Source organism: Micromonospora nigra, assembly GCF_900091585.1.
In the GTDB taxonomy this organism is placed as follows: domain Bacteria; phylum Actinomycetota; class Actinomycetes; order Mycobacteriales; family Micromonosporaceae; genus Micromonospora; species Micromonospora nigra.
Genome location: NZ_FMHT01000003.1, coordinates 1,116,219 through 1,130,229, shown reverse-complemented (window position 1 = coordinate 1,130,229; position 14,011 = coordinate 1,116,219). Strand labels below are relative to the sequence as shown.

15 protein-coding genes are annotated in these 14,011 nt (G+C 72.6%); all 15 read left to right on the top strand.

The features are described from left to right. The first annotated feature begins 11 nt into the window (after positions 1 to 11). Entirely contained in the window at positions 12 to 1,145 is a 1,134-nt protein-coding gene (mraY, locus tag GA0070616_RS04405) for a phospho-N-acetylmuramoyl-pentapeptide-transferase (protein ID WP_091076657.1), read from the top strand. Between the two features lie 396 nt (positions 1,146 to 1,541). Further along, the gene (locus GA0070616_RS04400) at positions 1,542 to 2,969 is read left to right on the top strand and encodes an FtsW/RodA/SpoVE family cell cycle protein (protein ID WP_091089851.1); all 1,428 of its coding nucleotides are present in this window, start codon (positions 1,542 to 1,544) and stop codon (positions 2,967 to 2,969) included. Then, positions 2,969 to 4,075 carry an undecaprenyldiphospho-muramoylpentapeptide beta-N-acetylglucosaminyltransferase gene (gene murG / locus GA0070616_RS04395; protein ID WP_091076653.1) on the top strand — a complete coding sequence of 369 codons (1,107 nt, stop codon included), beginning with the start codon at positions 2,969 to 2,971 and terminating at the stop codon, positions 4,073 to 4,075. The genes GA0070616_RS04400 and murG overlap by 1 nt, the downstream gene beginning before the upstream one ends. After that, on the top strand, positions 4,072 to 5,694 hold the full coding sequence (gene murC / locus GA0070616_RS04390) for a UDP-N-acetylmuramate--L-alanine ligase (protein ID WP_091076650.1): 1,623 nt from the start codon (positions 4,072 to 4,074) through the stop codon (positions 5,692 to 5,694). Before murG ends, murC begins: the two co-directional genes overlap by 4 nt. After that, the gene (locus tag GA0070616_RS04385) at positions 5,691 to 6,506 is read left to right on the top strand and encodes a cell division protein FtsQ/DivIB (protein WP_091076646.1); all 816 of its coding nucleotides are present in this window, start codon (positions 5,691 to 5,693) and stop codon (positions 6,504 to 6,506) included. The genes murC and GA0070616_RS04385 overlap by 4 nt, the downstream gene beginning before the upstream one ends. Positions 6,507 to 6,758: 252 nt before the next feature. Further along, positions 6,759 to 7,874 (top strand): cell division protein FtsZ, encoded by a 1,116-nt coding sequence (gene ftsZ, locus GA0070616_RS04380; protein ID WP_091076643.1) that lies wholly within the window; start codon positions 6,759 to 6,761, stop codon positions 7,872 to 7,874. A gap of 8 nt (positions 7,875 to 7,882) precedes the next feature. Next, positions 7,883 to 8,629, top strand: a complete 747-nt coding sequence (locus GA0070616_RS04375; RefSeq protein ID WP_091076638.1) for a YggS family pyridoxal phosphate-dependent enzyme — start codon at positions 7,883 to 7,885, stop codon at positions 8,627 to 8,629. 194 nt (positions 8,630 to 8,823) lie between these two features. Beyond that, positions 8,824 to 9,513 (top strand): cell division protein SepF, encoded by a 690-nt coding sequence (locus GA0070616_RS04370; protein WP_091076634.1) that lies wholly within the window; start codon positions 8,824 to 8,826, stop codon positions 9,511 to 9,513. Positions 9,514 to 9,542: 29 nt separating this feature from the next. Continuing rightward, positions 9,543 to 9,848 (top strand): YggT family protein, encoded by a 306-nt coding sequence (locus GA0070616_RS04365; RefSeq protein ID WP_091076630.1) that lies wholly within the window; start codon positions 9,543 to 9,545, stop codon positions 9,846 to 9,848. A gap of 44 nt (positions 9,849 to 9,892) precedes the next feature. Continuing rightward, complete coding sequence (locus GA0070616_RS04360; protein WP_091076626.1) at positions 9,893 to 10,687, top strand: DivIVA domain-containing protein; 795 nt, start codon at positions 9,893 to 9,895, stop codon at positions 10,685 to 10,687. A gap of 74 nt (positions 10,688 to 10,761) precedes the next feature. Beyond that, on the top strand, positions 10,762 to 11,388 hold the full coding sequence (locus tag GA0070616_RS04355) for a hypothetical protein (RefSeq protein ID WP_091076624.1): 627 nt from the start codon (positions 10,762 to 10,764) through the stop codon (positions 11,386 to 11,388). A gap of 13 nt (positions 11,389 to 11,401) precedes the next feature. Then, positions 11,402 to 11,701, top strand: a complete 300-nt coding sequence (locus GA0070616_RS04350; protein WP_091076621.1) for a DUF167 domain-containing protein — start codon at positions 11,402 to 11,404, stop codon at positions 11,699 to 11,701. Between the two features lie 294 nt (positions 11,702 to 11,995). Next, positions 11,996 to 12,415 (top strand): TraR/DksA family transcriptional regulator, encoded by a 420-nt coding sequence (locus GA0070616_RS04345; protein WP_091076618.1) that lies wholly within the window; start codon positions 11,996 to 11,998, stop codon positions 12,413 to 12,415. A 66-nt stretch (positions 12,416 to 12,481) separates the two neighbouring features. Then, on the top strand, positions 12,482 to 13,081 hold the full coding sequence (lspA, locus tag GA0070616_RS04340; protein WP_091076614.1) for a signal peptidase II: 600 nt from the start codon (positions 12,482 to 12,484) through the stop codon (positions 13,079 to 13,081). A 44-nt stretch (positions 13,082 to 13,125) separates the two neighbouring features. Beyond that, complete coding sequence (locus GA0070616_RS04335; RefSeq protein ID WP_245712935.1) at positions 13,126 to 14,004, top strand: RluA family pseudouridine synthase; 879 nt, start codon at positions 13,126 to 13,128, stop codon at positions 14,002 to 14,004. Positions 14,005 to 14,011: the final 7 nt, after the last annotated feature.

The following is a 14,011-nucleotide window of genomic DNA, read 5'->3' as shown; positions in this document are numbered from 1 at the left end:
GACGGCACCGCGTGAGGGCGGTCATCGTGGCCATCGGGGTGGCCTTCCTGGTTTCGCTGTTCTGCACCCCGATCGCGATCAAGGTGTTCACCCGGCTCAAGGCCGGGCAGCCCATCCGGGCCGAGGGTCCGCAGATGCACCAGGGCAAGAAGGGCACGCCGACGATGGGCGGCGTGGTGTTCATCCTGGCCACGGTCATCGCGTACGTGGCGGGTCACCTCGCGTTGACCACGCTGCCGGACGCCCAGATCGCCCAGGTCGAGCCGACGATCACCGCGCTGGTGCTGCTGGGCCTGATGGTCTTCTCCGGAGCCGTCGGCTTCATCGACGACTTCCTCAAGGTCCGCAAGCGGCACAGCGGCGGCCTGAGCGCTCGCGGCAAGCTGCTCGGGCAGATCCTGGTCGGTGCGGTGTTCGGGGTGGTCGCCCTCTGGTTCCCGTCGACCATGACCGACGCCTCCGGCGCGGTGACCAACACCGAGACCGTCGGCAGCACGACGCTGAGCTTCATCCGGGACATCCCGGCGCTGGAGCTCACCAAGGTCGGCGCGGTGATCATCTTCATCTTCGTGGTGATGGCGGCGACCAACGGCGTCAACCTCACCGACGGTCTCGACGGCCTGGCCACCGGGGCCTCGGTGATGGTTCTCGCGGCGTACGCCCTGATCGCGTTCTGGCAGTACCGGCACTGGTGCGCGGACCCCTCGTACACCGCCAACCCGGAGAACTACTGCTACACGGTCCGGGATCCGCTGGAGATCGCGCTGATCGCGGGCGCCGCCGCCGGCGCCTGCGTGGGCTTCCTGTGGTGGAACACCTCGCCGGCCCGGATCTTCATGGGCGACACCGGCGCGCTCGGCCTCGGCGGCCTGATCGCCGGCATGGCGATGTCCACCCGCACCATCATGCTGCTGCCGATCATCGGCGGCCTGTTCGTGATCATCACCATGTCCGTGGTGATCCAGATCATCTCGTTCAAGACCACCGGTAAGCGGGTGTTCCGGATGTCGCCGCTCCAGCACCACTTCGAGTTGGCCGGCTGGAGCGAGGTCAACATCGTGGTCCGCTTCTGGATCATCGCCGGTATCGGCGTGGCGATCGCGCTGGGCCTGTTCTACAGCGACTTCCTGGCCAACATGGGCTGAGTGCGCCACCCTGCCCGGGCGGGACGACCCTCCTGCCCGGGCGGTGGGCGGCGACTCTCCTGCCCGGGCGGCGGGCGGGCGGCGACTCCCCTGCCGGCGCGGATAGGCCGAGCGTGTCCGCGTGACGGCGTGGGGTGACCGGCGCAAGCACGACACGCCGACGGGCCCGTTGCGCCGGTGCCGACCCGCGCCACCCGCGATGATGGCGGGGTGGGGGAGGCATCTGGAACCGAGGGCGGCACCGATCCGGGCACCCGCCGGGCGGCGGGCGGTTCGCGAACCGGGCGGGGGCCGGCGGGGCACGGACCGGCTACCGGCGGTGCGGCCACGGCGACGCGACCGGTCGGCCCCGCGTCGGCCGGTGGCCTCCCGGAGGCGGACGGCGCGTGGCGCGGCATGGACGCCGCCGGTGGCCTGGCCGCCCTGCGTGGCCTGCTGGAGCGCCCGCTGGCCTCCTACTACCTGCTGATCTCCAGTGCCGGCCTGCTGCTGCTGATCGGCCTGACCATGGTCTTCTCGGCGACCAGCGTGCGCGACTACGCCGTGGACGGCAACGCGTCGGCCTCGCTGACCAAACAGGCGATCTTCGCGGTGATCGGCATCGTCGCCTTCTGGGCCTGCCAGCGGCTGCCCGCCCGCACCTACCGGGTGCTGGGCCGGCCGCTGCTGCTCGTCGCCGTGGTGCTGCTGCTGGTGCTCAACCTGCTGGTCGCCTACGGACTGCTCACCAACGGTCCCGCCCGGATCGGCCCGCTGGAGGCCGAGCTGCTCTGGCTGTTCGTCGGCGGCCTCCAGCTACAGCCGTCCGAACTGGCGAAGTTCGCCCTGGTGCTGTGGGGCGCGCACGTGATCGCCCGCAAGGGTGCGGCGCTGGGTTGGTGGCGGGAGCTGGCGACGCCGCTGTTTCCCGTGGTCGGGCTGCTGTTCGTCCTGGTCGGCTACAACGACCTGGGCACCATGCTCTGCCTGTTGGCGCTGGTGGTGGGCCTGTTGTGGGCGGCCGGGGTGCGCAAGCGGGTGTTCGCCGCCCTCAGCGCGGTCGGCCTGATGGGCATCGGCCTGCTGGTCGCGGTGGCCTCCCTCGGTGCCGGCTCCGGGGTCGCGGGCCAGGAGAACTACCGCCTGGCCCGGCTGACCAACTTCGTCAACCCGCCGCCGCCGCAGCAGTGCAAGGAGACCGACTGCTGGCAGATCGCCCAGGCCCGGTACGCCATCGAGAACGGCGGCTGGTTCGGCACCGGGCTGGGGCAGGGGCGCTCCAAGTGGGCCTGGCTGCCGGCGGCGGAGAACGACTTCATCTTCGCCGTCATCGCCGAGGAGTTGGGCGTGGTCGGCTGCGTGGTGGTGGTGACGCTGTTCGCCGTGCTCGCGTACACCGGGTTGCGGATCGCCCGGCGGGTCGAGGACCCGTTCCGGCGGCTCGCCGCCGCCGGGGTGACCGCCTGGCTGGTCGGCCAGGCGATGATCAACATCGGGGGGGTGGTCGGTCTGCTGCCGCTGACCGGCGTACCGCTGCCGTTCATCTCCGACGGCGGCAGCGCCCTGGTCGTCACCCTCGCCGCCGTCGGCATGCTCGCCTCGTTCGCCCGCGCCGAACCCGATGCGGCCAGAGCGCTGCATGCCCGTCCGCCGGCCCGATGGGTCCGACTAGTGTGGGCTCCGTTGCCGCCGCTTCCCGGGCGGCGGCGCCGCCCGACGGCGCCGCCGGCTGCCCGGGGGTCCGTGCCCAGAGCCCGGGAGCGGCGCAGGGACGACCAGGCCGCACCGCGCGGCGCCCGGGGGAACCGGGCGCGCGACAGGTCGGCGGACGAGAGGAGACGTTGATGGGTCCGCTGCGTTCGGTGGTGCTCGCGGGAGGTGGCACCGGGGGGCACATCTACCCGCTGCTCGCCTTCGCCGACTGCCTGCGCCGACACGACCCCGGCGTCAAGATCACCTGCCTCGGCACCCCGAAGGGCCTGGAGAACGAGCTGATCCCGCCCGCCGGCTACGACCTGCGGCAGATTCCCGCCTATCAGCTGCCCCGGTCGATCAACATGAACCTGGTGCGCACCCCGGGCCGGATGTGGACCGCCGCCCGCGCGGCGGGCAAGGTCATCGACGAGGTGCGCGCCGAGGTGGTGGTGGGCTTCGGCGGGTACGTCTCGGTGCCGGCCTACCTGGCCGCGTGGCGGCGGGAACTGCCCATCGTGATCCACGAGGTGAATGTGCCGCCGGGGGTGGCCAACCGGCTCGGCATGAAGTTCACCCGGCACGTGGCTGTCGGCTTCCCCCACCAGCCGGCGCAGTCCGAGGCGCTGCGCGACGCCCGGGTGGTCGGCGTGCCGCTGCGTCGGGGCATCGCCGGGCTGGACCGGCAGGCCATGCGGGGGGCGGCCCGTGCCCACTTCGGACTCCGCCCCGACCTGCCGGTGCTCTTCGTGGCCGGTGGTTCCCAGGGCGCCCGCTCGATCAACCTCGCGGTGGCCGGCGCCGCCAAGGAACTGGCCCGCAACGGCATCCAGGTGCTGCACGTCATGGGTGCCCGCAACGAGCCGGTGCCCATCCCCACCGACCTGCCGGTGCCCTACGTGACCCTGCCGTACCTGTCCGACATGGACGCCGGTTACGCCGCCGCCGACCTGATGGTCGGTCGGGGTGGGGCGATGACCTGCGCGGAGGTCGCCGCGATCGGGCTGCCCACGATCTATGTGCCGTACCCGCACAGCAACCAGGAGCAGAAGCGCAACGCGCTGCCGGTGGTCGAGGCCGGTGGCGGCCTGCTGGTCGACGACGCCGAACTGACCCCCGACTGGATCGAACGGACGGTGATCCCGCTGGTCCGTGACCCGCAGCGGCTGCACGCGATGGGCGCGGCGGCGTCCGCGTACGGGCGGCGCGACGGCGACGAGGCGCTGCTGAACTTCGTCTACGAGGCGGTGGCCCGATGACCACCCGGTTCAGTCCGGCCGGCGCGCTGACCGCCGAGGATCTCGGCCGCATCCACCTGATCGGGGTGGGCGGGGTCGGCATGAGCGGCCTGGCCCGCCTGTTCCTCACCCGGGGGCTGCCGGTCTCCGGCAGCGAGCTGCGGGAGTGGCCGTCCCTGGCGGGCATGCGCGCCCTGGGCGGCACCATCCACATGACCCACGAGGCGGCGAACCTCGACGGCGTGGACACGGTGGTCTACTCCTCGGCGATTCCGCAGGACCACCTGGAGATGGTCGAGGCCCGCCGGCGGGGCCTGCGGGTGCTGCACCGGTCCGAGGCGCTGGCGGCGGCCATGACCGGTCGACGCACGGTCGCGGTGGCCGGCACCCACGGCAAGACCACCACCACCTCGATGGTCACCATGGTGCTCCAGCAGGCCGGGGTGGATCCGTCCTTCGTCATCGGCGGGGAGATCTCCGAGGGCGGCTCGGGCGCCCACCACGGCACCGGTGAGTACTTCGTTGTCGAGGCCGACGAGAGCGACAAGTCCTTCCTGGTCTACCGCCCGTTCGTCTCGATCGTCACGAACGTCGAGGCCGACCACCTCAACACGTACGGGGACCTGGCCACGCTGGAGGCCACCTTCGCCGAGTTCGCGCGGCTGACCGACCCGGCCGGTTTCGTCATCACCTGCGCCGACGATCCGGGCGGCCGGCGGCTGGCGGCGACGCTGCGCGCCGAGGGTCGCCGGGTGTGGACCTACGGCGAGGCCGCCGACGCCGACCTGCGGTTGACCGAGATGGCCTCGTCGGCGCGGGGGGTGCGCTATCTGGCCGCGATCGACGGCCGCTCGCTGGGCGAGTTCCGGATGCCCGTGCCGGGCCGCCACATGGGGCTCAACAGCGCCTCGGCCGTGCTGGCGGCCTACCTGCTGGAGCTGCCGCTGGAGGCGGCCGAGGCCGCGCTGGGAACCTTCCCGGGCGTGCGCCGGCGCTTCGAGCGCAAGGGCGTGGTCGACGACGTGCTGGTCTACGACGAGTACGCCTACCACCCCACGTCGATGACGCTGGCCCTGCGCACGCTGCGCGAGGTGGCCGGTGACGGTCGGCTGATCGTGGTCTTCCAGCCGTACCGGCTCTACCGCACCCGCGATCTCCAGGCGGAGATCGCCGAGGCCCTGGCGATCGCCGACGAGTTGGTGCTGCTGGAGGTCTTCGGGCCGGGTGAGCTGCGGGCCCCGGGTGAGGGGTCGGCGGCGCTGGTGGAGGCGGTGACGCTGCCGGCGGGGCGGAAGGTGTTCGTCGACTCCTGGGAGGACGCGCCGGTCGAGGTGGCCCGCCGGGCCCGCCCGGGTGACGTGGTGGTGACCATGGGTGCGCCGCCGATCTCGCTGATGGGTGACGAGCTGCTGGCCGCGCTGGCGGCGCGTACCGCAGATCCGGCGGCCCCCGACGGTGCGGCCTCCGACGGTGTGGCCTCCGGCACGGTGGCCGGGGACTCACCGCAGGCCGGCGGCACGGTGGCCGGGGAGCCGCCGAGTGTCGGCGGCACGGTGGCCGGGGAGCCGCCGAGTGTCGGCGGCACGGTGCCCGGCGTGCCGAGCGCGGGCGGAGGCGGCCCGGCTTCCCCGGTCGGATGAGTCCCGGCCCGGCACGTGGCCGCACCAGCGGCGCGGACGGCTCCGGCCGGCGCGGGCCGGTGCGCCGCTGGCAGCTGGTGCGGGCCGGCAGCGACGCGGTGCCCGCCTCGACCCGCCGGTTCATGGCCCGGGCACGGCAGCGCCGGATGCGCGCGGCGCTGCCGTGGGCGGTGGCCGGCGGGCTGCTCGCGGTGGCCGGGCTGGTCGCCTGGACGCTGCTGGGCACCGGGCTGTTCGGGGTGCGCGAGGTACGGGTGGAGGGTGCCGAACTGGTGACCCGGGTGCAGGTCCGGGACGCGGCGGGGGTGCCCGACGGGGCTCCACTCGCCCGGATCGACCTGGCCGAGACGGCCCGCCGGGTGGGGGCGCTGGCTCCGGTGGAGCGGGCCTCGGTGACCCGGGAGTGGCCGGACACGCTGGTGGTGCGGGTGACCGAGCGCACCGCCGTGGCGGCGGTGCCGCGCGGGGAGCGGTTCGTGCTGGTGGACGCCGCCGGCGTGGCCTTCCGGACGGTGCCGCAGCGGCCGGCGGCGTTGCCCGTGCTGCGGGTCGCCGCGCCGGGGCCGCAGGATCCGGGCACCCTCGCCGGGCTGGAGGTGCTCGGCGCGCTCACCCCGCAACTGCGGGGGGAGTTGGTGGACGTGACCGTCGAGAGCCTGGCCCGGATCAGCGTGCGGCTGCGCGACGACCGTACGGTCTTCTGGGGGGACGCGACCCGGGGCGCCGAGAAGGCGCGGGTGGCCACCGCGCTGCTCGGTCGGGATGCCGCCCGGATCGACGTCAGCGCCCCCGACGTGGTGACCTTCCGATGAGTGGCGGCTCAGCGGTGGCGCGGACGTGACCTGTTCCGCTCGGTGGGCGACACGCCGGGCAGGTCCTTGGCTCATCGCTCAGGTGCGCTTACGTTGCCCCGAAGGGGATCGGTGGTTGACATAACCGTAACCCTCTAGTAGAGGGTGAGGGTTTGCCTCGCGGCCCCGCTGGTGACAGCTGTCGTCGACCGCCGGTCCGGCCACGCCGTACCGGGTCGGGGAGTAGCCAATCTCGAAGGGAAAGGACCGGAGATGACACCTCCGCACAACTATCTGGCGGTCATCAAGGTCGTCGGCATCGGGGGCGGCGGCGTCAACGCCGTCAACCGGATGATCGAGGTTGGGCTCAAGGGCGTCGAGTTCATCGCGATCAACACCGACGCGCAGGCGTTGCTGATGAGCGACGCCGACGTCAAGCTCGACGTCGGCCGCGAGCTGACCCGGGGGCTGGGCGCGGGTGCCAACCCCGACGTCGGCAAGAACGCCGCCGAGGACCACCGCGACGAGATCGAGGAGGTGCTCAAGGGCGCCGACATGGTCTTCGTGACCTGCGGCGAGGGCGGCGGCACCGGCACCGGCGGCGCGCCCGTGGTGGCGAACATCGCCCGTAAGCTCGGCGCGCTCACCATCGGTGTGGTGACCCGACCGTTCTCCTTCGAGGGCAAGCGCCGCCAGGTGCAGGCCGAGGCGGGGATAGACGAGCTGCGCAACCAGTGCGACACCCTCATCGTCATCCCGAACGACCGGCTGCTCGCGCTGGGCGACCGCAACATCTCCATGATGGACGCGTTCCGCACCGCCGACCAGGTGCTTCTCTCCGGTGTCCAGGGCATCACCGACCTGATCACCACCCCGGGTCTGATCAACCTGGACTTCGCCGACGTCAAGAGCGTCATGAGCGGCGCCGGCAGCGCGCTGATGGGCATCGGCAGCGCCCGTGGTGAGAACCGCGCGGTCGAGGCGGCCGAGGCGGCCATCTCCAGCCCGCTGCTGGAGCAGAGCATGGACGGCGCGCGGGGCGTGTTGCTGTCCATCGCCGGCGGCTCCGACCTGGGCCTGTTCGAGATCAACGACGCGGCGCAGCTGGTCACCGACGCGGCCCACCCGGATGCGAACATCATCTTCGGCGCGGTCATCGACGACGCGCTCGGCGACGAGGTGCGGGTGACCGTGATCGCGGCGGGCTTCGACGGGGGTGCCCCGGCGTACAAGGCCGCGGAGCCGGCCCGCAAGACCAACCAGAATCAGCCGGCGCAGCCCAGCGTCCCGGTGGCGCCGCCGGCCACCCCGCCCGCCCCGCAGCAGTCCCCGCGCCGCGTGCTCTTCGACGACGTGGACGTGCCCGACTTCCTCAAGAACGGATCCTGAGCGCCTCCATGGTCGACAGCCCCTCCACTGTCCGCCCCGACCGGCGGGCCGAACTCGCGGCCGGTCTGGCCCGGGTCAGGTCCAGGATCGCCGACGCCTGCGCGGCGGCGGACCGGGACCGCGCCGAGGTCACGATGATCGCGGTGACCAAGACGTACCCGGCCAGCGACGTGGTGGCCCTGGCCGGGCTGGGTGTCGCCGACGTGGGGGAGAACCGCGACCAGGAGGCGGCCGGCAAGGCCGCCGAGGTCGCCGCCGCGGGCGTCAGTCCCCGGTGGCACTTCGTCGGCCAGTTGCAGCGCAACAAGGCCAGATCGGTGGTCCGCTACGCCGACGTGGTTCACTCGGTCGACAGCGTCCGGCTGGCCCGGGCCCTGGACGCGGCCTCGGCCAGCGGCCGGGACCGGCCGCTGGACGTGCTGGTGCAGGTCAGCATCGACGGCGACCCGGCGCGGGGTGGCGCGGTGCCGGACTCGGCCGACCCGGACACCGGGCTCGGCCCGGTCACCGACGCGGTGGCCGGCACGGCCGCGCTGCGGTTGACCGGGCTGATGGCGGTCGCTCCGCTGGGCTGGGAACCGGAGCGCGCGTTCGCCCGGCTCGCCGAGATCGCGACGGCCGTGCGTGCCGTCCATCCGGCGGCGACCGCGCTGTCCGCCGGAATGAGCGGCGACCTGGAGGTCGCCATCCGGTTCGGTGCGACACATGTCCGCGTCGGCAGCGCGTTGCTCGGAATGCGTCCCACGCTGCGGTAGCCTGGCCGCGGGAGAAGCAAATTACATCAGTGTTGTTTTGAGGAACCGGTATCCCCTCGTCGGGGGTCGTGGTGTGCGACGCGAATCGTGCGCCAGGGGATTGCCGGTCCGGTCCGGTGGGCAGGAAAAGCCTACTCGCGACAGGCGACACGCATCGGGGGCGTGTGCCGCACGGCGGACGGGAAGGGCGCGGGATGGGTGCACTGCGCAAGGCGGGGGTCTGGCTCGGCCTGGTCGAGGAGGACGACGAGCGGGCCTACGACGACGGCGGCTACGACAAGGGCGGCTACCGGGAGTCGCGGTACCGGCAGAGTCGGTACGCCGAGGAGTTCGCCGACGAGGAGGAGGACGACGCCGACGAGGCGCCGGCTCCCCGGTCGCGGCTCGGCGACCGTGGTCGTCTGGGCGAGCGGTCGAGTGGTCGGACCGTCGAGTCCGAGCGGGCGGAGCCCGAGCGCCCGGAGCGGCCCGAGCGGTCCAGCGTCCGGTCGATCACCCGGTCCTCGGGTGAGACGTCGGGCGCGCTGACCTACCACACGCGGGACAATCTCGCCCTGGCTCCGCAGGTCCAGCCCCGCGAGCGGGTGATGCCCGAGGAGGAGCAGCGTTATCAGATCACCACGCTGCACCCGACCACCTACCGGGAGGCGCGCACCATCGGCGAGCATTTCCGCGACGGTGTCCCTGTGATCATCAATCTCACCGAGATGGATGAGGCGGACGCCCGCCGTCTGGTGGACTTCGCCGCCGGTCTGGCGTTCGGGCTGCGCGGTACGATCGAGCGCGTGACCAACCGGGTGTTCCTGCTCTCACCAGCAAACGTCCAGGTCACCGCTGAGGACAAGGCCAAGATCGCTGAGGGCGGTTTCTTCAGCCTGAGTTGACCCGCCCGACCCGAGGGACGTCGCTTACCGTGTTGTCGATCGTGCTCCAGGTGCTCTACCTGATCCTGTATGTCTTCCTGATCCTTCTTCTGGCCCGGTTCGTCCTCAGCGCTGTTCTCCAGTACGGCCGACGCTGGCAACCTGGCCGCGGAGCGTCGGCCGGACTGGAATCCGTGTGGAGCGTCACTGATCCCCCTCTCTGGGCGTTGAGGCGTGTGATCCCTCCGCTGCGAATTGGTACCGTGAGCATCGACCTGGCCTCCCTTGTGCTCCTGGTTATCCTGTTCGTGCTGATGAGGTTTGTGTTAGAGCCGGCGATCATCAGGACCGCCTGATGACCGACGCGCTATCGCGGCCGCAACTGACCCGAGGAGTTTCGATGCCGCTGACCCCGGCCGACGTCCACAACGTCGCCTTCAAGAAGCCGCCGATCGGCAAGCGGGGCTACGACGAGGAGGAGGTCGACGCCTTCCTGGACGAGGTCGAGCGCGAACTCGCCCGTCTGATCGAGGAGAACAACGAGCTGCGTGCCCAGGTGGAGCGCGGCGGCCGGGGCGGCGCTCCCGCCGGTCCGGGGGGCGACGCCCGCCTCGCGGCCGAACTCAACGAGGTCAAGGCCCAGCTCGACCGGGTGCAGCGCGACAAGGCCGCCGCCGAGCAGGCCGCCCGCGCCATGCAGGCGGAGCTGGAGCAGGTCCGCACCACCGGTGGTCCGGTGCCGGGCGGTGATGGCGAGCAGCAGGCGCTGCGGGTGCTGATGATGGCCCAGCGCACTGCCGACGACCACGTCTCCGACGCCCGCCGCGAGGCCGACCAGCTGCTCTCCGAGGCCCGTTCCAAGGCCGAGGAGGTCACCCGTGAGGCGCGGGCCAAGGCCGACGCCCTCGAGCGGGACGCGCGCCAGCGGCACCAGGAGGCCATGGGCGGCCTGGACGCCAAGCGCACCGCGCTGCAGAAGCACATCGAGGAGCTCAAGCAGTTCGAGCGGGAGTACCGCACCCGTCTCAAGGCCTACCTGGAGAGCCAGCTTCGGGACCTCGACGGGCGTGGCCAGGGCCTGGAGGCCGAGCTGACCCGGGGCGAGGGCGGTCGGGGTGGCAACGGGCTCGCCGCTGCCGGCCTCGCCGGTTCCTACGGCGGCGGTCGCTCCGGAGCGCTCGAAGCCGGTCGCTGATCTCCGGTCGGCGACCGTCGCAGCCGCGCCGGTCGCCGACTCGCCTCTTCGACACGACCAGGCGGAGGTGAGCCGTGATCGTCGCGAGCATCCTGCTCATCCTCGTCGCGGTGGTGTTGCTGGTCCTCGGCCTGGCCGAGGGCTCCAGCGGCCTGCTGGTGGTCTCCATCGCGGCCAGCCTGCTGGCGGCCGTCGCATTGGTCGTGGGCGCCCGCCAGGCGGCTGCGGTCCGGGCGGCGTCCGGCGCCGAGTCCTTTCCGCGGGGGCGCGGTGCCGGTGACCGACCGGCGTCTGCGGCGACCGGGCCGGGCATCCCGGCCCAGCACGTTCCTTCGACGGTCGAGACCGGCGACTCCGGGTGGCGGCAACCACCTGGGTCACCGGTGACCGGTCCTCCCGGTTCCCCGGCTGTGGCACCGGGCGAGGACCCGTCTGCCGTCAGCGCGGACCCTGTGGGCGTGGGTGACGACGAACCGGCCGCCCAACTCGTCACCACCACCGAGGTGGCACGGCTGGCGAACCTGCCCGTCGAGGTCGTGGTGGTCGACGGTCGGCCCCGTTTCCACCTGGCCTCCTGCCCGCATCTCGTCGGGCGCGCCCAGGAGGCGCTGCCGGTCGCCGAGGCTGTCGAACTGGGTTTCACCCCCTGCGCCCACTGCGCGCCGGCCACCGCCCTGCTCGCCGACGCCGGCCGTTCCTGAGCCTGGCCCGCCGGTGGACGACGCGATCACCGTCGCGGTCCGGGTGAAGCCGGGTTCCTCCCGGGCCCGGGTCGGGGGCCGCTTCGACGGCCCGAACGGCCCCGCCCTGGTGATCGCGGTGAACGCGCCCGCGGTCGACGGCCGGGCCACCGAGGCTGCCCGGCGTGCCCTGGCCGAGGCCCTGGGGGTGCGGCCCGGTGCCGTGTCCCTGCGGAGCGGTGCGGCCAGTCGGGACAAGCTCTTCCACGTCGACCCGGCGGGTCCGCAGCTGGCGGCGGTGCTGGCCCGGCTCCGTGACGGTTGCGGCGGGTGACCGGCCCCGGCGGCCGCCGGGGGCCTACGGCCTTCTGCTTTTGATGAGTACGACGGGGTCAGCCCCGATGATCTGCTAGCGTTCCCTTTGCCCCGATAAGGCAGGTCTCGGGGTCGGGACGCTCTCCGGCGGTGCGCCACATTGTCGGACGCCTGTACGTTCCGTATCCTTGCCAACCTCCGGAGTGCACGGCGTGCCCGCCGTGCGCCCCTTTTCGTACCTGGGGCGGCCGATGTCGGCGGCCCCTGTCCAGGTGCCGCGGACCGCCGCGGCTCCGCGGCCGAGGGAGCGACGATGGCGAAGCCAGCCGAGACCAGGACCGCCGGCCGCAAACCGGCGGCGAAGGCCACCCGTAGCGCCGCGGAGACGGAGAAGATCCGGGCGGCCCTGGCGGCGCGGCGAGACGAACTGCGTGCCGAGTACGATCAGACGCTGAGCGAGATCACCGAGCTGCAGCGCGACCGGCTGACCGACTCGGCCGGGGACGACCAGGCCGACACCGGCAGCAAGACGCTCGAGCGGGAGCAGGAGATCTCTCTCGCCAACAACATCCTGGAACGGATCACGCAGGTCGAGCGCGCGTTGGAGCGGCTCGACGAGGGTGGTTACGGCTGGTGCGAGCGGTGCGGCAACCCCATCCCGGTGGAGCGGCTCGCCGCCTTCCCGTCGGCCACCCTCTGCGTGACGTGCAAGCAGCTGGAGGAGCGGCGCTGAGGTCCGCTCCCCGGCGGCCGTGAAGGGGCGGTGTCTCACACCGCCGCGAGTGTCGATGGGGAGCACATGAGCGCAGCACCGCCCGGCGTCGCCGGGCCCGCCACCCGGGATGGATCCCGGGGACGGGCCGTCACGATCCTGTTCACCATCGCGGCACTGCTGCTGGCGCTCGACCTGCTCACCAAGCACCTGGCGCTGGTCAACCTGGAGGGCCGCGAACCGGTGCGGGTGCTCGGCGGCCTGGTCTGGTTCTCGCTGGTGCGTAACAGTGGTGCCGCGTGGGGCCTCGGCTCGGACTACACGTGGGTCTTCCCGCTGATCACCCTCGGGGTGGTCGGCTGGATCGTCTGGATGGCCCGGACCCTGCGGTCACTACCCTGGGCGCTCTCGCTCGGCCTGGTTCTCGGCGGTGCGCTGGGCAACCTGGCCGACCGGATCTTCCGCGCCCCCGGCGTGTTCGTCGGCCACGTGGTGGACATGGTGAGCGTCCTCGAGCCGTACGGCCGGACCTTCCCGGTGTTCAACCTGGCCGACAGCGCCCTGTTCTGCGGTGTGGTGCTGGCCGTCGGTCTGGAACTGACCGGCCGGCGGCGCGAGGGCGGTCGCGTCGGGTCCGGTGCCGACTCGCCGGTCGACGACCCCGCCGGACAGAAGGAGACGGCGTGAGCGGCGACCAGCGGTCCCTGCCGGTGCCCGACGGCCTCGACGGGATGCGCCTCGACCAGGCCGTCTCGCGCCTGTTCGGGTTGTCCCGCACCGCCGCCGCCGCGCTCGTCGACGCCGGTGACGCCCTGGTCGACGGCGCGGCCCGGGCGAACTCCCACAAGGTCAAGGCGGGTTCCTGGCTCGAGGTCACCCTGCCCGCGCCGGTGGCCCCGCCCACCGTGGTGCCGCAGGCCGTGCCCGGCCTGCGGGTGATCCATGCCGACGACGACATCGTGGTGGTCGACAAGCCGGTCGGCGTCGCCGCGCACCCCAGCCCCGGCTGGACCGGCCCGACGGTGATCGGCGGCCTGGCGGCGGTCGGGCACCGGATCTCCACCAGCGGTGCCGCCGAGCGGCAGGGCGTGGTGCACCGGCTCGACGTGGGCACCACCGGGATCATGGTGGTCGCCAAGAGCGAGCAGGCGTACACGGTGTTGAAGCGGGCCTTCAAGTACCGCGAGGTGGAGAAGCGTTACCACGCCGTGGTGCAGGGCCACCTCGACCCGCTGCGCGGCACCATCGACGCCCCGATCGACCGGCACCCGCACCACGACTACCGCTGGGCGGTGGTCTCCGGCGGCAAGCCGAGCATCACCCACTACGACACGCTGGAGGCGTTCCCCGCCGCGAGCCTGCTGGACGTCCGGCTGGAGACCGGGCGTACCCACCAGATCCGGGTGCACCTGTCGACCCTGCGCCATCCCTGCGTGGGCGACCTCACCTACGGCGCGGACCCCACCCTGGCGGCCCGGTTGACACTCGGCCGACAGTGGCTGCACGCCCGCGAGTTGAGCTTCGCGCACCCCCGAACGGGGGACGAGGTCCGCTTCGTCAGCGACTACCCTGACGACCTGGGACGCGCGCTGGAGATCCTCCGCGACTAGCGCGGCG

Coding starts and splice junctions, on each gene's coding strand:
- GA0070616_RS04400 (WP_091089851.1), top strand. CDS start 1,542: ATGGACGCCGCCGGTGGCCTGGCCGCCCTGCGTGGCCTGCTGGAGCGC.
- murG (WP_091076653.1), top strand. CDS start 2,969: ATGGGTCCGCTGCGTTCGGTGGTGCTCGCGGGAGGTGGCACCGGGGGG.
- murC (WP_091076650.1), top strand. CDS start 4,072: ATGACCACCCGGTTCAGTCCGGCCGGCGCGCTGACCGCCGAGGATCTC.
- GA0070616_RS04385 (WP_091076646.1), top strand. CDS start 5,691: ATGAGTCCCGGCCCGGCACGTGGCCGCACCAGCGGCGCGGACGGCTCC.
- ftsZ (WP_091076643.1), top strand. CDS start 6,759: ATGACACCTCCGCACAACTATCTGGCGGTCATCAAGGTCGTCGGCATC.
- GA0070616_RS04375 (WP_091076638.1), top strand. CDS start 7,883: ATGGTCGACAGCCCCTCCACTGTCCGCCCCGACCGGCGGGCCGAACTC.
- GA0070616_RS04370 (WP_091076634.1), top strand. CDS start 8,824: ATGGGTGCACTGCGCAAGGCGGGGGTCTGGCTCGGCCTGGTCGAGGAG.
- GA0070616_RS04360 (WP_091076626.1), top strand. CDS start 9,893: ATGCCGCTGACCCCGGCCGACGTCCACAACGTCGCCTTCAAGAAGCCG.
- GA0070616_RS04345 (WP_091076618.1), top strand. CDS start 11,996: ATGGCGAAGCCAGCCGAGACCAGGACCGCCGGCCGCAAACCGGCGGCG.
- lspA (WP_091076614.1), top strand. CDS start 12,482: ATGAGCGCAGCACCGCCCGGCGTCGCCGGGCCCGCCACCCGGGATGGA.
- GA0070616_RS04335 (WP_245712935.1), top strand. CDS start 13,126: ATGCGCCTCGACCAGGCCGTCTCGCGCCTGTTCGGGTTGTCCCGCACC.